This is a genomic window from uncultured Chloroflexus sp., from assembly GCF_937951745.1.
Lineage (GTDB): Bacteria > Chloroflexota > Chloroflexia > Chloroflexales > Chloroflexaceae > Chloroflexus.
This window is the reverse complement of the sequence record NZ_CALFBQ010000018.1, coordinates 101,850-120,964: the sequence shown is the minus strand read 5'-3', so window position 1 is coordinate 120,964 and position 19,115 is coordinate 101,850. Positions and strand designations below refer to the sequence as shown.

The following is a 19,115-nucleotide window of genomic DNA, read 5'->3' as shown; positions in this document are numbered from 1 at the left end:
TGCAATCATTCGTTGGTGAAAGAGGACGGCTGTGCGCCTTGACGCGGCGCACGTCCCGACGTATACTGTTGCTCAATGGCAATGACGGGGAAGAGTAGCTGCCGCTTGCCCGCCAGCGAGCCCGGGATGGTGGAAGCCGGGTGGAACCGGTGGCAGTGAAAATCACCCCTGAGCTGGCAGGTGAACCGCGTGGTTAATCGACACGCGCAGTAGCCGCGCCCGGAATGCCCACCGTTAGCGGGGCAGAGCGTTACTTGACGCTCACTGAGTGCGACGCGCGCTCGATTGTGTGCGCCGTCGAAATGGGGTGGTACCGCGGGGTTAATCAGCCTCGTCCCCTTTCGGGGATGAGGCTTTTTTACATTGACGCGCACGGAGGTTGCATGTTTAAACCGGTTGATCCGAATGTCAAGTTCCCCCAACTCGAAGAGGATGTGCTGGCGTGGTGGGAGGCCAATGACATTGTCGCCAAGTCGTTGACCGCTGGCGAGAAGCCGTTCGTCTTCTACGAGGGGCCGCCGACCGCGAATGGCCGCCCCGGTTTACACCATACCATCTCGCGCAGCTTCAAAGATGTGATCTTACGCTATCGCTCGATGCAGGGCTATCGCATTATTGGTCGCCGGGAGGGATGGGACACCCACGGCCTGCCGGTTGAGATCGAGATCGAGAAGAAGCTTGGGTTCAGCGGCAAGCCCGACATCGAGCGGTTTGGCATCGCTGAATTTAATCGTCTCTGCCGCGAAAGCGTCTGGGAGTATATCCAAGAGTGGAAGGCATTTACCAAGCGCATCGCGTTCTGGCTCAGCGAAGACGCATATATCACCTACGAGAACGACTATATCGAGTCGACATGGTGGATCTTCCGCCAGTTGTGGGATCGTGGCTTGCTCTTCCGCGATTACAAGGTGACGATGCACTGCCCGCGCTGCGGCACCAGCCTCAGCGACCACGAGGTGAGCCTCGGTGCGCGCGATGATGTCGATGATCCGAGCGTCTATATCAAGTTCCGCGTGAAGGGAACAACCGCACCGCCGCCGGCGGTTGACGGTACGCTCAATGATGCCTTTCTGGTGGCGTGGACAACAACCCCATGGACGTTGCCGGCCAACGTGGCGCTGGCCGTGAAGCACGACGCCGAGTATGTTGAAGTCGAGCACAACGGTGAACGGCTAGTGATGGCGGCAGCGCTGGTCGATCAGGTCTTGCCTGCCGAGAGCTTTACGGTGCTGCGCCGGTTCCGTGGCAACGATCTGGTCGGCCTCCGCTACGAACCGCTCTTCCGCGGCGTACCCGGCACCGGCGATACGGTCGATTGGGAGACGGCCTACCGCGTGATCGCCGATGAGATTGTCAGTCTCGACGATGGCACCGGCATTGTCCATATCGCGCCAGCCTACGGCGATCTTGAAGTCGGGCGCAAGCATGGCCTACCCACCCTCTTCTCGGTGGGGTTGGATGGCCGCGTGTTGCCCGAATTTGCCGAATTGGGCTTCGCCGGCAAATTCTTCAAAGAGGCCGATCCCGACATCACCCGCAACCTCAAATCGCGTGGCCTGCTCTTGCGCAGCGGGCGCGTGCGCCACTACTATCCCTTCTGCTGGCGTTGCAGCACGCCGTTGCTGTACTACGCCAAGCGTTCGTGGTACATCCGCACCACTGCCTTTAAGGCCGATCTCGTCGCCAACAACCAGCAGATCCACTGGGTGCCCGAACATATCCGTGATGGCCGCTTCGGCAACTGGCTGGAAAACAACATCGACTGGGCCATCAGCCGCGAGCGGTATTGGGGCACGCCGATCCCAATCTGGACGAATGCCGACGGCTCGCACATGGTCTGCATCGGTTCGCTGGCCGAGCTAGAAGAAAAGGTTGGCCGCTCGCTGCGCGATATCGACCTGCACCGGCCCTATATCGACGAAGTGGTCTGGGAAGACCCTAACCATGGCTTGATGCGCCGGATCCCCGATGTGGCCGACTGCTGGTTCGACAGCGGTTCAATGCCGGTGGCCCAGTGGCACTATCCGTTCGAGAATCGCGACGTGTTCGAGATGGCCCATCCCGCCGACTACATCTGCGAGGCGGTTGACCAAACGCGCGGCTGGTTCTACACCTTGCACGCAGTAAGCACCCTGCTCTTTGACCGGCCAGCGTTCAAGAACGTGATCTGTCTCGGTCACATTCTCGACAAAGACGGCCAAAAGATGAGTAAGAGCCGGGGCAACGTGATCGAGCCGCAAGAGGTGATCAACGCCTACGGCGTCGATGCTTTGCGCTGGTACCTGTTCACCGCTGCGCCTCCCGGCAATGCCCGCCGCTTTAGCATGGATCTGGTCAGCGAGAGCATGCGCAAGTTCCTGCTCACACTCTGGAACACGTATGCCTTCTTCGTCACGTATGCCAATCTCGACCAGTGGCAACCCAACAGCGGGCGCACCGCTGAAGTACAGCCGATCGACCGCTGGGCGCTAGCGGCGCTCAACCAGCTCGTGCAAAACGTGACCGATGCGTTCGAGGAGTACGATGTCTATACCGCCGCCAACGCGATCGAGCATTTCGTTGATGAGCTGTCGAACTGGTACGTGCGCCGCAATCGCCGCCGGTTCTGGAAGAGCGAAAGCGACGCCGATAAAGAGGCCGCCTATCAGACGCTCTACACCTGTCTGGTAACGGTGGCGAAGTTGGCTGCGCCGTTCACCCCGTTCGTTAGCGAAGTGATCTATCGTAATCTGGTCGCCGAACACGACGCCAGCGCGCCAGAGAGCGTTCACTTGGCGCGCTGGCCGCACGTGGATCGTGCCTTGCTCGACGATCAACTGGTCGCCGACACCGAAGCCTTGCTGACCGCGGTTTCGCTAGGACGGGCAGCGCGCAAGCAGGCTAACCTGAAGGTGCGCCAACCGCTGAGTGAACTCTGGCTGCGGGCCAGCACGCCGGCGCTACTCAATGGCGTGCGCCGCTTCGAGGCCGAGCTGCGCGATGAGCTGAACGTCAAAGCGGTGCGTTACCTCGACGCCAATAGCGCCGTGGTCGAGTACCGCCTGAAACCGAACCTCCGCCTCGTCGGCAAGAAGTTTGGCAAGCTGGTACCGGCGCTGACAGCGGCGCTGCGCGATTTGAGCGGCGATACCGCGCGCGCAGCGGCGCAGGCGGTGGAAGCCGGCCAGCCGGTGCGCCTGCCGGTTGATGGCCAAGAGATCGAGTTGCTGGCCGAAGAGGTGCTGGTCGAGAGTAGCGCGCCAGAAGGCTATGCGGTAGCTGAGGCCGATGGCATGCTGGTGGCGTTGAACACGACGGTGACGGAAGAACTGCGGCTCGAAGGCGCGGCTCGCGATCTCGTGCGCTACATCCAAGAAGCCCGTAAGAGCGCCGGACTAGCGATCAGTGATCGCATCCACCTCTTCCTCACCAGTGCCGACGAAGCCGATCTGCTAACGGCGACACTGGCGAAATACGGCGATTATGTCAAAAACGAGACTCTTGCCGTCGCGTTAGACATTGGTACGCCGCCGGACGACGCCTACACCGAGACCAACGAATTCGGCGACGGCACGGTGACCGTGGGGATTGTCGTTGCGCGGTAGCGACTTGCATTGCAACGTCTCTACCGAATTCAGCACTATGCGCGAATTGCACCTCAAACCACGGTGCAGCGGCGGAGCCGGAGTCATACAAACCGCCACCGGTTTGCGTCTCATCCGTCCACCCGGCCCCGCCGACCACTACCGCAACGCCCAACTCGACGACTTGGGCCGGCGGCCCGGCCCGCCACGCGCGTTACACGCACCGTACACCTTGTGCCTTCGTGCGCGGATGTCGCATCGGGCAGATCGCCTCATCGGTACTGCCGGCTTTGGCCTATGGAACTACCCATGGGCATGGCCGCCGCGTATGCCGCAAGCAGTCTGGTTCTTCTTCGGCGCACCACCACACGACATGCCACTCGCGATGAACATTCCCGGCCACGGCTGGAAAGCAGCGACGGTTGACACCGGGCGTTTGGCGGCGCTAGCGTGGCTACCGATCGCGCCGATCATTGTGCCGCTCCTCAACCTACCGCCACTCTACCGCCGACTGTGGCCACGCATCCAGCACGCCGCTGGTATCGCCGAAGCCCTCGTACCCGTTGATCTCACCCAATGGCACGACTACGAAATCCACTGGGGCACCAAAGAAAGCGTCTTGCGTGTTGACGGCACACCTATTTTGCACGCTCCCTCACCACGCGGCCCACTGAGCATCGTGATCTGGATCGACAACCAGTACGCGGTTGTGCGGCCAACCGGACGGTTGTGGTGGGGGTTGCAGCCGTGCGACGACGCACAGTGGTTAGAGGTCGTGCTCAGCCACGGCGTGGTGTGACACACCATGCGCCCCGTAGGATGACCCGCTGTACCCACCGTGGCGTGCCTCCCGCCGTTCCCCTCCCCCGTGCCCATGTGGTACGGGCACCGCATGCCGTGCCCCGACCTAGAGACGTAGCAATGCTACGTCTCTACTACGCTATATGTCGTCTCTACATTCCGCTATAACTTCCATTGCCGCAGCTCTTCCAGCCAGCGATGACTGGTCAAATCCATCTGCACCGGGGTAAGGCTGGCGTAGCCTTCACTGATGGCGGCAATATCAGTACCCTCTTCGTAGTGATCTTCCGGCTCGGCCCCATCGATCCAATAGTAGGGTCGCCCACGGGGATCGTAACGTACTACTAGCTCGTCGCGATAGACGCGACGGCCAAGTCGGCTAACTTTGATGCCACGTAACTCGTTGGGGGCAACCACCGGAATATTCAGATTCAGCAATATCTCTGATGGCAGACCTCGTTCACGGATAGTCGTTACCAACCGTCGCACAGCCACCTGCGCGGCGCGAAAATCCCATTGACCGTCTTTGGGCCGCACTTGCGAGACCGCTAACCCCGGCACCCCGAAAACGATGCCCTCCATAGCAGCCGCTACGGTGCCAGAGTAGAGCAGGTCGGTACCAAGGTTGGCCCCAAGATTGATGCCCGACACTACTAGATCGGGTTTGCGGTCGAGTAGACCCATCACCGCGAGCGCGACACAATCAGCCGGTGTACCATCACAGATCAGCGCAGGTGAACCGTCGCTGAGTGTTCCCTCCCACGCCCGCAGCGGGTCAAAGAGCTTGCGGTAATGTCCAGCGGCGCTCCAGTTGCGGTCGGGGACAACTACTGCCACTTCGCCAATCTCGCTGAGTACGGCTCGCAACGCCGCTAAGCCCGGACTTTGGTAGCCATCGTCGTTGGTGACTAGAATGTACATATTATTCCTTCGGCAATTCAATATCGGTCAGGCGCACCGTCTTGCGCCCCTGAAACTTGATCGTCTTTTGGCCCTCGCTTGACATGTGGCCTTGTTGTTCGAGATTGGCAATCTCTTGCTGCATCGTCGCCGCTAACTCAACTTCACCCTGATTGAGCAAACGTGTCACCGCGCTCTTCAGCTTCTGCGTCGCGCTCCTCACATCACCGCTGGCAAGGTCTTGCAGTGCGCGGGTCTGGAGCTTGAACGCGCTCACTTTTTCAACAATATTCATCACCGCCGGATTAAGCTGCTGCAACTGAGCCGCATCGGTCGTGAAGGTCAGCATAATGTCAATCCGCGCCTTTTCACTAACCAACTGCAACGCCGGCGCGTCATAGCTCAGCTCGACCTGCCCAACGCGGTATGTACCGATTGGCCGAGGGTCGATCAGGAGTTCAATCAACAGCGCGCGCGCTTGGGAACTTTCGAGTTCACCGAGATTGACACTGACGGCGCGATCACTGATCGGCTGGTAGCCGAGATTGTCGATCAGTGGTGTCACCTGCCAGACGGCGCGCGGTGTGACGCCTTGTACCAGCCGTAAGGTTAGCACACTGTTCTGAATGACGGTCTGTTGGGCGCGTTGCACGGTGTGCTGGAAGTAGTTGACGATTTCGCTCGGTTGGGCGATGTAGTCGGCCACTCCTTTCGAGCGATTTGCCATCTCGATCAGCAGATCTTCATTCCAATCTTTGCCAATGCCAAGCGCAGTGATCGGAATGCCTAGCCGGCCAGCATCGTCAGCCCGCAGCAGACACTCCTTCTCGTGCTCGGTTTGGCCGTCAGTCAGCAGGATTAAGCGGCGCACACCGGTCGGCATCTTTTGCAACTCGTTCAACCCCTTCTCGACCGCCGGCGCAATGCGGGTGCCGCCAGCATCGCGGATGCGGTGGACGAGATCGAGAATGGTGGCCCGATTGCGCACCGGCTGGGCTGGCACAATCACTTCGGTGCGGTGATCGAAAATAACGATGGCGATGTTGTCTTGCTGGTCAAGCTGCTCGATTGCCTTGACAACCGCCTGCCGCAGCCGCTCAATTTTCTCCCCCTTCATCGAACCACTACGGTCAAGCACGAAACAAACGTTGACCGGTATGCGTACCTGCGTCATCTGGGGCGCCGGCTGAACTTCGAGCAAGATGTATGCTACCTGTGGCGTTGTCGTGGCCGCCAAAAAGGGACGCGCCAGCGCGGCGCGCAGATTCACTTCTCCTGCCATAGCCAACTCCTCGTCGTAACCGGCTCGCCCGGTTGGCGAACGGCCTCGACGTATGCGACGATGCGACAGTGGCGACGGTTGCAATTAATCGTATTGTACCGCACCCTACCAAAGATCGCACTCCTGTACAGCCGCACGGCCTGTGGCTCTCCCTTAGCGATGCAGCCTGCACACCGTCGTGTAGCTCTACGTGATTACCGCAGATACCGCAGCACGCGTTGGTTAAGCAAATCGCTGAGCAATAATCGGTCGATCAGGGGATCGCGCTGCATCAATAACTCAATTTCGGCGCTACAGTAGGGGCAAGAAGCAATATGGCGGGCAACGAGAGCGTGTTGAGCAGGAGAGAGGAGACCTTGACAGTAATCAATTAACTGATCAGTGGAAGGGCAAAGAGCGCGGTATAAGCGATAGCGCAACGCTTGTTGCACATTGCGCAAGGTGGTGACTCGTTGGCGACACAACGCACACTGACGCAGGTGAGACACAATACCTTCACTAGCCTCGCCGTCAGCAGCCGCAATAAGTTCAGGGCCGGAAAGATGGATTGCGCCGTCGCTCAATTGTTCTTCTTCCATACCGGCGCACCTCCGTGAGCAACCAGATCAACAGGTGAACCTGCAAGCGTTTCCTGTTGAAAGAAACGCAAACGGGAACGTTTTTCACGTTCCCGCCGGTACAAGATTTTTGTTACTTCTTTTGCAATGACTATGACAACTTGCGAATATCTATCAACACCTCTATCTGATCCGTATCGATACTATTGCACCCATGTCGATCCTTGTACTGTTCGCGCTGCATTGACGCCTTTGCGTGCTCGGCGCACTCTGCGCCTTTACGTTTGAATCCGCTGCGCCCTTCTGCGTTCACGCCTGCCCAAACAACGTCCGCAGATGGCTATTACGGCTGAGTCGGCTCAAAACGTTGCGCTTGACGTTGTACACATCGTAGACGCTCTCGAACAGCGTGGTATAACGCTCAAAGATTGCTCGTGGCGTCAAACCGAGCACAAACGAACCATAGACCACCACCCGTTCGCTCTCGCTGTGCAATTGGCTATCAATAAACCGCCAGAACTCTTGCCGATCGACGCGCTGCATCGCTTCTTCATCAGGCGAGAGGCGCGGCACTCGCTGCTCGCTGATCCGATCTTCCGGCATCATCTCGGCCCACGACTGAGCCCGTACTGAGTCGATCACGACGCTTGAGGCGCACAGTTGCAAGTATTGCAACAGCGAAGCCAGATTGGGGAACGAAGCGAAACGTTCGGGAGTCACCGCGCGCCAAAACTTCGCGAACGCACCCACGACAAAATATTCGCTACTTTCGCCGCTGCTGACAAATGCGCCGCTGCGCCGGATCCATCCCTCAACCAACGGGCTATAATGTTGAAAGAGGTAATTCCACGCGGTTTCATCACGCTCGACCAGCGCCCGCCGGAATAACTCATAGCTGTAGCGCGAGTCGTGCGACTGGCCGCGGTAGAACCGCTCACTCTCAATCGCACAACGACGGGCTAACTCTTCCACGTCTATCGTGGCAAGGCCGGTCGCCGCTTCATCGCCCACGACTGACGCATGCAACGTTGCCGGTGAGTTCAAGGTGGTCATTGTAGGCGCAATCATCGATTTCCTCGTTTCGTATGCTCAATGTCTCCGCTTCGCGCCTCGGTGGCTGAAACAACCGGCGACACGATCGCTTGGTTTATGTCCCTCTGCGCTGCATTGTAGGAAGTTGCGCCGCAATCGAGAAGTATGCAAGATGAGCAAGAGATGACAAATAAGGTTAAAAATCGTAGCAGCTTTGTTGCGCAATGATGCAACGAATGAGCCACTTGCATAGTTTAGCGACAGGATAATCGTTGAATGAGTAACGTAACCATTAGCCCACTATCCACTGCGATACCCGCTCTGATCGATCCAGCGCTGTTGGCGCACCGGCAACGCCACCCACGCTACCAACCTGCCTTGCATCTGTTCGCCACAACCGATCGTGGTGATCAGGCTATCGGTCTCGTTACCCATACTCGTTGGCGACGCCAGCTCGCCCAGTTTGAGGTAGGAGAGGTGGAATTGTTTGGCAGCGCTCATTTTGACGTGACGGAAACGCTGCTGGCTGCGGCTGCCGAGACTGCCGTCGCCGCCGGCATAGCATGGTTGCGCTGCGCGTTGCCGTTGAGCATAGCCGGCCAATGGGGCATGATCCCGGCAACCCTGCACAGTCGGATCACGTGGCATGGCGGGGATGGTACGCTGATACCGGCTACACTTGCCGATGTGGCCGATCTCGTGGCGCTGGATCAGCACGCGCCTACGCCGCGTTGCGTGACACCCCTACGTTACGAACCTGATTGGCGCTGGCAGATGAGGGATCAGCCGCCGTTAGTGGCGCACGACCAACTTGGCCGCATTGTCGGCTATGTCCTGCTGCGCGATGAACACGTGATTGAAGGTCGCGCCGTCGATGCAGGGGCGGCACGCGATTTGCTGTGCCGACTGCCCCACTCAACGCACGAACTGTGGCTTACGCCCGATCATCCACTGGCGCAGGCAGCGCTTGAGTTGGGAGCCACCCTGATGCTCCATCTTCCACCAGCCGATGGCATCCTTCCGGTGTGGATTGTGATCGACCCGCTGACAGCATTGCGTGCTCATCAAGCGGCGTTCAGGGTTAGGATTGCCGCTTCGCGGTATGCTGATTGGTATGGCAGCGTAGCGTTGAGCGGCGAGTGGGGGGCAATGCGCATTGAATGCCGCGCCGGTAGAGTGCATATCAGCGTCGGAACTGGCATTGCCGATATTAACGTATGGCAGCTCAGCAATAGTGGGCTGTCAGCGCTTTTGCTGGGCCGACGCAGCGTGAGCGATCTGCGCGCTACCAACGAGCTGCGCTGCGCCGATCACGGATTAGAAGTGGTAGAGACGCTCTTTCCGGTTTCAGCGTAACCGCTCCGCTGCCTGTTCGGGTGTCAGATCGCGTTGGGGCTGACCCAGCATCTCGTAGCCGACCATAAACTTCCGCACCGTTGCCGAACGTAACAGCGGCGGATAAAAATGGGCATGTAAGTGCCAACCATCGTGCGGCAATCCATCGGTTGGTCGCTGGTGAAAGCCCATGCTGTAAGGAAATGAAATGTTGAACAGCCGGTCGTAACGTCTGGTCACATCGCGCAAGATGGCGGCTAACCCCTCTCGCCCAGCATCATCGAGATCGGGAATCGCCCCGGTATGGTTGCGCGGCAGTACCAGCGTCTCGAACGGCCATACCGCCCAAAACGGCACCAGTGCTACCCATGTCTCGTTGGCGCAGACGATCCGCTCACCGGCGTCCAGCTCAAGCGCCAGATAGTCGCAGAGCAGGCAGCGGTTGTGCTCGTGCCAGTAAGCCGTCTGCGTCGCTAGCTCTTTCCGCATCTCGTTCGGCAACTGCTCGTTAGCCCAAATCTGACCGTGCGGATGCGGGTTCGACGCCCCCATCATCGCGCCGCGGTTCTCGAAGATCAACACCGACTGTACCCAATCGATTGCGCCCAATTCGCGATATTGCTCAGCCCAAACTTCAATCACCCGCCGCACCTCAGCCTGCGACATCTGCGCCAGCGTCAAATCGTGGCGCGGCGAGAAGCAGACCACCCGGCAAATGCCGCGCTCGGCTTCGGCGTGTAACAGCACCGGGCCAATCTCGCCATCAGCAGCCGGCAAGCGGATACTCACCCGCTCGAGCGGAATATCTGGCAGCAAAGCGGCAAAATCGTTCTCGAACACAAACGTCTCGGTGTAGGCTGGGTTCTGCGCCCCATTCGCCCGCGTGTTGCCGGGGCAGAGGTAGCAGGTCGGATCGTAGGCCGGCAACTCGGTGGGTGGCAACGTCTCGACCTGACCCAACCACGGGCGCTGGGTGCGGTGGGGCGATACCAACACCCACTCGCCGGTGAGCTGGTTAAGCCGGCGATGCGGTCGACTGAAGAGATCGTGATGATGCATAGCACCTTCCTCGCTCAGCGTCCGGCTAACCCAGACGTAGCGATACCCTCGATGAAGTAGCGTTGGGCGAACAAAAAGACGATCAGCGTCGGCAAAATGGCCAGCGTCGAGCCGGCCATAATCAGATCGACGCGCGCAGCGTAGAGCGCCTGTAGATCAACCAGACCCTGCGTCACCACCTTGCGCGATGGACTGCTGATGATGATTAGCGGCCAGAGGAAGCTATTCCACGCATAAAGGAACGCAAACGTCGCTAGCGTCGCAATCGCCGGGCGAGCTAGCGGCAGGAAGATGCGGAAGAGAATGCCCCAATGCGACGCTCCATCGATCAGCGCCGCATCTTCTAAATCTTTTGGCACACTCATGAAAAATTGGCGGAGCAGAAAGGTGCCATAAGCTGTGAATAGCCACGGGATAATCAACGCTTCCAGCCGATCAACCCAACCAAAGACCAGCATCAAACGATACATCGGCACAATCAGCACTGCAAACGGCACCATCAACGTAGCGAGGTAAGCACCAAACCAAAACTCGCGTCCGGGAAATTCGAGCCGGGCAAAGGCGTAGCCGGCCAGCACCGAAGTAATCACCCAACCAAGCACTACCAACGCCGTGACGATCACGGTATTGAGCAATTGGGTACCGAGCGGAACAATATTTAGTACTTCTAAGTAATTTGACCATCGAATCTCGCTTGGCCACAGCGTTGGCGGCACCTGCACCACTTCGGTCGAGGGCTTGAGCGAGGAGAGCACCATATAGATAAAGGGAAAGACCATCACAAAGCCGGTCACGCTGAGCACCGCGTAGGCCAGCAATTTTTCCCATGGCCGGCGTAAAATTAAGCTTGCCATCAGCCCTCCTCGCTTACTCGTAATGCACCCATCGCCGCGACAGCCGGAACTGGATGAAGGTCAGCAGCAGAATAATCACAAACAGCAACCATGCCAGCGCCGAAGCGTAGCCCATGCGTCCGCCAATAAAGGCCTCGCGCCAGAGCAACGGCACAATCGTCAACATCGAGTCGGCTGGGCCAACCGTATTCGAGCGGGTCAAACCGAGCGCAATCGGCACATCAAACACTTGCAGACAATTGATTAACGTTGTCACCAACACAAAGAAGGTGGTTGGTGAAAGCATTGGCACAGTGATGTAGAGAAACTGCTGCCAGCGACTGGCTCCATCAAGACTAGCCGCCTCGTAGAGCTGCGGCGGCACCCCCTGCAAGCCAGCCAAAAAGATCACCATATTGTAGCCTATCGTCTTCCACGAGAAGACCAGTATCACGCTGGCCAACCCCCATTCTGGGCGCGTCAGCCACGGGATCGGCTCGAAGCCAAGCAGACGAATGGCATAATTGACGAAACCAAAATCGACATTGAGCAGATAGCGCCAGAGCAAGGTCACGCCAACCACTGACGCCACCACCGGAATGAAGAAGACGGCGCGAAAGAAGGTACGACCAGCGATTCGCTCGTTCAGGATCACGGCCAGCAGCAAGGCCGGCACCGTCGAAACAACTAACGTCACCAGCGAAAATGCCGCCGTATTCCACATTGCCCGGTAGAAGGTCGGGTCAGACAAGGCGCGCTGATAATTGCTCAAACCAACCAGATTCGGGTCACCGAAAAGGCGTGCATCGGTAAAGCTCAGGTAAAACGAGATAGCAAGCGGCACTAAGAAGAAGATCAAAACACCCAAAATAGTCGGCAACAGCATGCCGAAAGCGTCGATCCATTGCCGCACACGCCGCCCGCTCAGATGGCGCGCGGTTGGTGCAGGCAGAGCGGCCGGCGCTTGGTTGGCCATGGTGTACCTCCGGGAAACTATTGCTGCGCTTCAATCTGATACCCCGCTTGTCATGGCGAGCCACCACAGGCGGCGCAGCAATCTTCCTGACCACGCGAGTAACCCACTGTGGGTTCGCGCTCGCCGCAGCGGGCGATTGCTGCGGGCGCTTTGCCCCCGCGCAATGACAAGCGGGCACGTTCTCCCAAGGATATTGCCGATCAGGCGAACCGGCGCACGCCCACCGCTCGCCTATCGACAGCATCTACTTGAAGGTATTAGCCGTCTGCTCACAAGCCCGCTGACCGAACTGCTCAGGCGTGATCTGGCCGGCGATCATCTGATCCCACAAGCTCTGGACGATACCGCTAAAATCGGCCCAGTTACCATCCCATACCGGCGCTTCCAACGCAGCGTAAGGAATGCCATCGAGGAAGGCCTGATTGTTGGCCGGTGGGGTCGAAGCGAGGAAGGCACTCACCGCCTCTTGATCGCTGCGCGGCGGGATGTTGGTACCGAGCGCGGCCACCTTTGCCGTTGCCTCGGCGCTGGTCAGCACCTTCAGCACCTCCCATGCCGCCTGCGAGTTAGCCGTCTTGGCGCTGACGAGATACGGCCCCCAGAAGAGCCACGTACTCTTGACCTTGCCCTCCGGCATCACCGCCACGTCCCAATTAAACGTAGCATTCGTGCGCACGCCGGGGGTAAACCAGCGCCCATTGAAGTACATAGCGACCTTGCCGGCATTAAAAAGCGCCTCGCCATCGGCATCACCGGCCGGCAACAGCTTCTCGTCGTAGAGCATGCGCACCATCGTCGCACCGGAAATCGCCTCTGGGGTATTCAGCGCGCAGCCGCGCCGATCGGGGGTGAAGGGACTGCCGCCAGCAGCGTTGATGAAATAGCCCCAACCCGGCCCCCACCAGTTGCCAAAGCCGAGACCGTACTGCTGGTTCGCCGGGTCGGTCAACTTGCGCGCCGCCTCCAGCATGGTGTCCCAGTTCCAATTGCCCTCAGCCGCCAGTTCTTTGGGCGTCTTCAGGCCCGCTGCCTTGAACAGGTCTTCGTTGAAGTAGACGACCATGGTCGAAATGTCGCGCGGCAAGCCGTAAATCTTGCCATCGCGCGTCAACTGCTCGATCACGTTGGGGTAGAAGTTACCCAACTGGAAGCTGCTATCGGCATCGATGATCGGCTTGAGATCAAGAATCTGACCGGTATTCACAAAATCTGCTAACTCAACACCGCCGATCCAAAAGATATCGGGTGCATTACCGGCTGCCAACTCAGTCTTCAACTTCTCGAAGTACCCCTGATTAGGCGCTGGATCATAGACCGCCGTAATACCCTTGTCCTTCAGCTTCTCGTTCACTAAAGTGTTTAGCTCTTCATAGACCCGCTGCTCGGCAGCATCGCCGGGGCGGGTACGCCAGCGAATCGTTACCGGCTGGCCGCCAGTGGTCACATTGCTGCCACTACCGCCACTACCGCCGCCGGTAGTCGGTTGCCCGCCGCCACAAGCCGCGAGCAACGTTGCGAACAATGCAACTAGCGCAATCCACGACAGGGTGTGTTTCCGTAGCATCGTTGCTAGATCCTTTCTCAACAGAATATCCTTACCACGCACTACGACGCCATCACGCAGGCTCGCCATTAACGGGGCGTGCCGCCATGAGCGCAACACTGCGTGTAACAGGTGCATTGCGTGGTGTGCGCATTATATAGTTGTTGCGCGAACTATGCAAGTATATCGCAAAGAGAGCTTCGCGGGCCATTTCTTGCGCGCCACGCCATAAGGTGCAAACTATCGGGTCGCTCTCTCCTTGTCTTGTCACACACTCGGCCAAAACGCGGTACAATGTGTCACATAAGGCCGTGTCGGCGCTCAGCGCCGGAAAGGAGAGAGGTATGCAGCCCGAGTGGAGCGGCGATCCTGAGGTCAAGCCCGTCTTTTTCGCCATTACTCTGACCGGAGCGGTCGCGTTTCTGCTGATGGTCTGGCTGTTCGCATTCTACTGGTGAGCACGCCGCAGCCGCTGCGCCTGACGCCGATACGCTTGGGGTCAGGCGCAATTCTTACTTGCTAAATCCAATAATTTTGATACAATAGTTGATAAGTCTAGGGTAGGATTATGCCTGAAATTAGTACCTGCGACTCGCCGCAAATCGAAGCCTATCGCCTTTTCCTGAAGCTGCATCGCCGCTTTCAGGAGCTGAACCGTGATGAGTTTCGTCCGTATGACCTCTCGACCCCACAATACGCTATTCTCTTCTACGCGACCGAAGAGGGGGTACCGCTCAGCTATATCTGTAACGAGATGCTGGCTGATAATTCCAACCTCACCCGGCTGGTTGACCGGCTTGAGCGGCGTGGCTTGGTGCAACGTGCTACCGACCCACGCGACCGGCGGGTGACGCTCGTGCAGTTGACGCCTGCCGGCAAGGCGCTAATCGATGAATTGCGTCCACGTCATCGGCGTTTGGTTGAACAACGTTTGAGCTACCTTTCCCCAGAAGAGTTAGCCGCCTTCCATCACGCGATGCAGCATCTGTATGAGGCATTACAGACCCATCGCGATCGCGAAGATACTGAGTAACATCTATGCGCACAAGCCACGCTCTTGCGGACGTTGACCATTGGCCGGCGATGTTTCGCGCCTTACGCCATCGCAACTATCGCCTCTTCTTCAGCGGGCAACTGATTTCGCTGACCGGCACGTGGATGCAGAGTGTGGCGCAAGGCTGGCTGGTGTTACGATTATCTGACTCGCCTTTTTTGCTTGGTTTGGTGGCGGCTGCTAATTCGCTACCGGTGCTTTTGTTTTCCCTCTTTGCCGGCACCATTGCTGACCGCTTTCCCAAACGACGCATCCTGCTCATTACTCAATCAATGGCGATGGTGTTGGCAGCGATCCTCGCCGTACTCACGCTCAGCAATCTTGTGCGCATTGAGCACGTGCTGAGCTTAGCATTGCTTTTGGGTGTCGTGAATGCGTTCGACGCACCGGCCCGGCAGGCGTTTACCGTCGAGATGGTCGGGCGCGAGGATTTGCTGAATGCGATTGCGCTCAATTCGTCCATCTTTAACGGTGCGCGCACAATGGGGCCAGCCGTGGCCGGTATGGTAGTGGCATGGATTGGCGAGGGGCCAGCGTTTCTGTTTAATGCGTTGAGTTTTGGAGCAGTGTTGACGAGCCTGCTGCTGATGCGGCTTGATGCCCAGCTTGCGGCTGGCCCGCGCCGCGGTGGGATGCTGCAAGCCGGCTTGCGGTATATCGTGACTGAACCCAATGTGCGAGCTTTGTTGTTCCGCGCCGGTGCGGTCAGTTTCTTTTGCTTCGTGCATTTGCCGCTGTTGCCGATCTTTGCTCGCGATATTCTACACATTGGCGCCGCCGGCCTCGGCTGGCTGTCGGCGGCGAGCGGGTTGGGATCGCTGGTTGCCGCGTTGATGTTGGCCCAGTTACGTGATGATGCGCCCCGCGATAAGCTGCTGACAGCGGCGGCGCTGCTCTATGCGCCGCTGCTGATCGCCTTTACCCAAGTGCGCAACGTGCCGCTCGCCCTTGTGTTGATCGGATTGTGTGGCTGGGCCGGCGTTACCACCATGGCATTGACCAATACGCTCATTCAACTGATCGTGCCCGACGAGCTACGCGGGCGAGTGATGAGCGTGTTTACCCTAATGCTGATGGGTTTGAGCCCATTGGGTGGCATGCTAGCCGGCAGCATTGCCGAACTAACTGGCAACGTGCCGTTGGTCGTCGCCAGTAGTGCAGTGATCGGTTGGGTATTCGTGGTGCTGGTCGAGCGGCGCGCCCCTACCGGGAAGGAGCACACGCCGGCGGCGCAGTCAACCACGGGGCAAATGTGATATTGCTACCTACCGCCTCGCCAATCCCTTGCGGGTTCGCATCAGGCTCATACGGCCCAGAAGCATGCCCCCACCAATTGTTGCGCATGTCGAGCGCGATCTCGCTCGCAGCACCACGGCCAATACCAAAGGTAAGGTAGGTTGGCCTAATCACCGGCGTGTGGCCCTCAATGAGGTTCTGCTCGATCCGCAATGGCATCAAGAAGCTGCCATCAGGATTCACTTGTAACGTCTCACTGCGCAAACTCAGCCCCAAATTGTCGCCAATCAAGGCATTGCAGACGATGGTACCCTGCAACATACCATTGGTGGTGAGCTGTACATTGGCGCTCCCACCACGGAAAAGATTCCCTTCAATTGTGAGGTTGAGCGTATCACGTGCATTTTGATTCGCCACTCGTACCATCGGCGCACCCGAACTAAGAATATTGCCGCCAATCCGATTGCCGGAGAGTGTGACGAAATTACCGCGGCTATACGCCGCGTCGAGAGCAGCGCCAAACGGTACATCATTGCCGGCAATTTCACTCTGCGTCATCTCGAGCTGCGAATCGACCACAAGTACGCCGCCGCCGTTATCGGTAATCCGGCTGAAGCGCATCACCAAACCACCCTCTTCACTGACTAACACTGTCCCGCCGAGACCGCCGCCACGGATTTCGGTATGCTCAAGCGCGATAAAACCGCCGGGACGACCAAAGATACCGCTCCACCGTGTACCGGTCGCGCCAACGAAACGTACCGGCCGTTCGGGCTGACCGAGCGCAATCATGCGACCACCATCAATATAGATCGACACAGCCGGCCCTAGGCGCACTTCAACCCCCGGCTCGATGATCAACTCGCTCCCGGGCGGGATTTGTACATCGCGGTTGAGCACAATCGGCCCTTGGCCCGCCGCCCAGCGCGTGCTGCCACGCAGCACTAACGCCGGAATTGGGGTAGGGGCAGCGGTAGCCGTCGGTACAGGGGTCGCTTTTGGCGGTGGTGATACTGTCGGACTATCATCGATCACAAGATCAGAACGAGTTGGCGTAGGCGGTGGCGGCGAGGTCGGACGCGGTACCGCAACTGTCGGCGGCGGTGCTACTGTCGGCGGCGGTGGTGGCGCCACCGTTGGTGGAGTTGGAATGGTCGGTTGGGCCGGTGGAGTCCCCTCTGGCACTGGATAAGCCGGTACCGTTGTCGTTGCCGAGACCGTTTCAGCCTGCACCGTAGCCGCCAAGGCAGTAATTTCCTGCACAATGCTGGTTTGGGTCTGAGCAATATCAACTGTTGGTTGTGCCACCGGATAAGTAGGCCCAGCGGTTGCCACACTTCCAGCCGGCATGGGCGACGTTTGGACAGGATACGGCGCAGCTTGCGTTGGTGGACGTTCACTGGTCGCAATCGATGTTGGCGCACCTATATCATCAGTCGTAGGTGAAAAGAGAAAGGTCAGCGCAACGCCAAGTGCAAGTAGTGCTAATGCACCAATCAAGAGCAGCGTATCGCGGTTTAAGCGGGGCGCTGGCGACGATGGCGGCGGTGATGGTTCAATCTCAGACACGAAAGATCCTCCGCTAACATAGAAACATCTCTCGTTATCTTATCACACTTGCGCAAGAGGCATACTACAACGCCAGTGCCGCCAACTCAGTCAACATCTCAACCGGCGTCAAGCCGCCGTGCAAGCCACGCAGTGCAAAGGGCTGCGCGCGGGGATATTCCCAGATAATTGCCTTACCGGGCGCTGGCAAGATTGTCAGTTCACCCAAGCGCGATCGCAACCGTTCACCCGGTTGCGGGCCAAAATAGCCAGCCGCTAGCAGATCGGCGGTCGGCAACACAGTAGCACTATCGGCGAGACGCTGTTGCAATTGCGCTTGCACCTCGGCCACTGCTCCCGGCTGCACGTGAAGCATCGTCACTCGGGGCGACCCAGACGGCGGTAGTGGGTGATGATCCCCGCCACGGCGCAGGTACTGTTCGAGCTTGGGCCACCGTTGATTGAGTACAATCGCCTGCTGCGGATCGACGGCGATCTGACCATGATCGGCGGTCAGCAAGAGTAATGCCGGTTGTGGCGCGGTACGTAGCGCAGACAGCAGATGTTGTTCAAGATGAGCTAGCACCGTCTCGATGGTAGCCATCGCCGTTGCCGACTCCGGCCCGTGTTCATGCATTGCTGCATCAATCGAATCGATATAGAGTGAATAGAATGTTGGCCCGTGCTGATGAGCAAACAAATACTGCAACCGCGTCGCTGCATCGGCGAGATGTTGAAATGGCACAACCAGCGCGCCGTTGCACATAGTACGTGTGTAGACGGAATGGGCCAGTGGTGCCGGCAACAACACTGTGCTCGTTACTCCAGCAGCGCTCAGACGGCGATAAAACCGTTCGGTTGGATAGACCAGCGCTGGATCAACGCCATACGCGGCTAAGCCATCAGGCTCGCGGGCAAACACCGGCGAAAAGAGGAGTGAACCGATCACCGCTTGCAAATCAGGCACGAAGATATGCCATTCGTAGATGCCACTCTGATCGGCGGCTAAGCCGGTATGCAGTAGGGTGACATGCACCGCAGTTGTTGAGGGAAACGCACTGGTTAATTGACTGATCCGCCCTTCGTGCAGGAACCGACGCAAAAACGGCGCATGCTCGACAAAGCGATGAAAAAACTCCCAGCCAAACGAGTCGAGCAACACGAGCACCACCGTCTGGGGATGTTCCGGCAAACCTGCTAAGGCAACCGACGGCAAACCATTTGTGTCAGCACCGGTTAACAGGTGCTCAATCGTCGCTGGAATCCGGGCAAAACCGAAGGTGTCGTACAATGGGCGAACGTACCCATCAGCGTGAAACGCGGCGGTGACAGCAGCAGTCGATTCGGCAATAAGCATTAGACACTCCTTGACGATACTTGACCTGATAGTAGCACC

At 58.4% G+C, this 19,115-nt stretch carries 15 protein-coding genes and 1 other annotated feature; of the genes, 5 read left to right on the top strand and 10 right to left on the bottom strand.

Translation table 11 applies throughout. The features are described from left to right. The first annotated feature begins 72 nt into the window (after nucleotides 1-72). Nucleotides 73-342 (top strand) — a binding site (T-box leader). A 41-nt stretch (nucleotides 343-383) separates the two neighbouring features. Both ileS and Q1A59_RS05900 read left to right on the top strand, forming a co-directional pair. Further along, the gene (ileS, locus tag Q1A59_RS05905; RefSeq protein WP_299644325.1) at nucleotides 384-3,584 is read left to right on the top strand and encodes an isoleucine--tRNA ligase; all 3,201 of its coding nucleotides are present in this window, start codon (nucleotides 384-386) and stop codon (nucleotides 3,582-3,584) included. Nucleotides 3,585-3,621: 37 nt separating this feature from the next. Further along, entirely contained in the window at nucleotides 3,622-4,362 is a 741-nt protein-coding gene (locus Q1A59_RS05900; RefSeq protein ID WP_299644322.1) for a hypothetical protein, read from the top strand. A gap of 164 nt (nucleotides 4,363-4,526) precedes the next feature. Here Q1A59_RS05900 and surE read toward each other — a convergent pair whose 3' ends face one another. The 4 genes from surE to Q1A59_RS05880 all read right to left on the bottom strand — a co-directional run bounded on the left by surE (nucleotide 4,527) and on the right by Q1A59_RS05880 (nucleotide 8,171). After that, nucleotides 4,527-5,285, bottom strand: coding sequence for a 5'/3'-nucleotidase SurE (gene surE, locus Q1A59_RS05895; RefSeq protein WP_298404952.1), 759 nt, complete (start codon nucleotides 5,283-5,285; stop codon nucleotides 4,527-4,529). Nucleotide 5,286: 1 nt separating this feature from the next. Further along, nucleotides 5,287-6,546 carry a VWA domain-containing protein gene (locus Q1A59_RS05890; protein ID WP_298404949.1) on the bottom strand — a complete coding sequence of 420 codons (1,260 nt, stop codon included), beginning with the start codon at nucleotides 6,544-6,546 and terminating at the stop codon, nucleotides 5,287-5,289. 194 nt (nucleotides 6,547-6,740) lie between these two features. Next, nucleotides 6,741-7,124, bottom strand: a complete 384-nt coding sequence (locus tag Q1A59_RS05885) for a hypothetical protein (protein WP_298404947.1) — start codon at nucleotides 7,122-7,124, stop codon at nucleotides 6,741-6,743. A 288-nt stretch (nucleotides 7,125-7,412) separates the two neighbouring features. Next, the gene (locus Q1A59_RS05880; protein ID WP_298404944.1) at nucleotides 7,413-8,171 is read right to left on the bottom strand and encodes an RNA polymerase sigma factor; all 759 of its coding nucleotides are present in this window, start codon (nucleotides 8,169-8,171) and stop codon (nucleotides 7,413-7,415) included. A 240-nt stretch (nucleotides 8,172-8,411) separates the two neighbouring features. On the opposite strand from Q1A59_RS05880, the gene Q1A59_RS05875 reads away from it, so the two are divergent. Next, nucleotides 8,412-9,491 (top strand): hypothetical protein, encoded by a 1,080-nt coding sequence (locus Q1A59_RS05875; RefSeq protein WP_299644317.1) that lies wholly within the window; start codon nucleotides 8,412-8,414, stop codon nucleotides 9,489-9,491. On the opposite strand, the gene Q1A59_RS05870 is transcribed toward Q1A59_RS05875, so the two are convergent. From Q1A59_RS05870 to Q1A59_RS05855, 4 genes are all read right to left on the bottom strand, one after another. Beyond that, complete coding sequence (locus Q1A59_RS05870; protein WP_298404940.1) at nucleotides 9,483-10,529, bottom strand: UDP-glucose--hexose-1-phosphate uridylyltransferase; 1,047 nt, start codon at nucleotides 10,527-10,529, stop codon at nucleotides 9,483-9,485. The two genes, Q1A59_RS05875 and Q1A59_RS05870, sit on opposite strands and share 9 nt — an antisense overlap. Before the next feature lie 14 nt (nucleotides 10,530-10,543). Continuing rightward, nucleotides 10,544-11,383 (bottom strand): carbohydrate ABC transporter permease, encoded by an 840-nt coding sequence (locus Q1A59_RS05865; RefSeq protein ID WP_298404938.1) that lies wholly within the window; start codon nucleotides 11,381-11,383, stop codon nucleotides 10,544-10,546. Between the two features lie 13 nt (nucleotides 11,384-11,396). Further along, nucleotides 11,397-12,338: a carbohydrate ABC transporter permease gene (locus Q1A59_RS05860; protein WP_298404936.1), complete on the bottom strand. Its 942-nt coding sequence runs from the start codon at nucleotides 12,336-12,338 to the stop codon at nucleotides 11,397-11,399. 244 nt (nucleotides 12,339-12,582) lie between these two features. After that, complete coding sequence (locus Q1A59_RS05855; RefSeq protein WP_299644313.1) at nucleotides 12,583-13,902, bottom strand: sugar ABC transporter substrate-binding protein; 1,320 nt, start codon at nucleotides 13,900-13,902, stop codon at nucleotides 12,583-12,585. A gap of 547 nt (nucleotides 13,903-14,449) precedes the next feature. Here Q1A59_RS05855 and Q1A59_RS05850 point away from each other — a divergent pair. After that, nucleotides 14,450-14,914 (top strand): MarR family winged helix-turn-helix transcriptional regulator, encoded by a 465-nt coding sequence (locus Q1A59_RS05850; RefSeq protein WP_298404930.1) that lies wholly within the window; start codon nucleotides 14,450-14,452, stop codon nucleotides 14,912-14,914. A 5-nt stretch (nucleotides 14,915-14,919) separates the two neighbouring features. Then, nucleotides 14,920-16,191 (top strand): MFS transporter, encoded by a 1,272-nt coding sequence (locus tag Q1A59_RS05845; RefSeq protein WP_298404927.1) that lies wholly within the window; start codon nucleotides 14,920-14,922, stop codon nucleotides 16,189-16,191. On the opposite strand, the gene Q1A59_RS05840 is transcribed toward Q1A59_RS05845, so the two are convergent. Together Q1A59_RS05840 and Q1A59_RS05835 are read right to left on the bottom strand one after the other, a co-directional pair. Continuing rightward, nucleotides 16,139-17,740, bottom strand: a complete 1,602-nt coding sequence (locus tag Q1A59_RS05840; RefSeq protein WP_298404925.1) for a hypothetical protein — start codon at nucleotides 17,738-17,740, stop codon at nucleotides 16,139-16,141. The genes Q1A59_RS05845 and Q1A59_RS05840 overlap by 53 nt on opposite strands. A 64-nt stretch (nucleotides 17,741-17,804) precedes the next feature. Next, nucleotides 17,805-19,076, bottom strand: coding sequence for an alkaline phosphatase family protein (locus Q1A59_RS05835; protein WP_298404923.1), 1,272 nt, complete (start codon nucleotides 19,074-19,076; stop codon nucleotides 17,805-17,807). Nucleotides 19,077-19,115 lie beyond the last annotated feature (39 nt).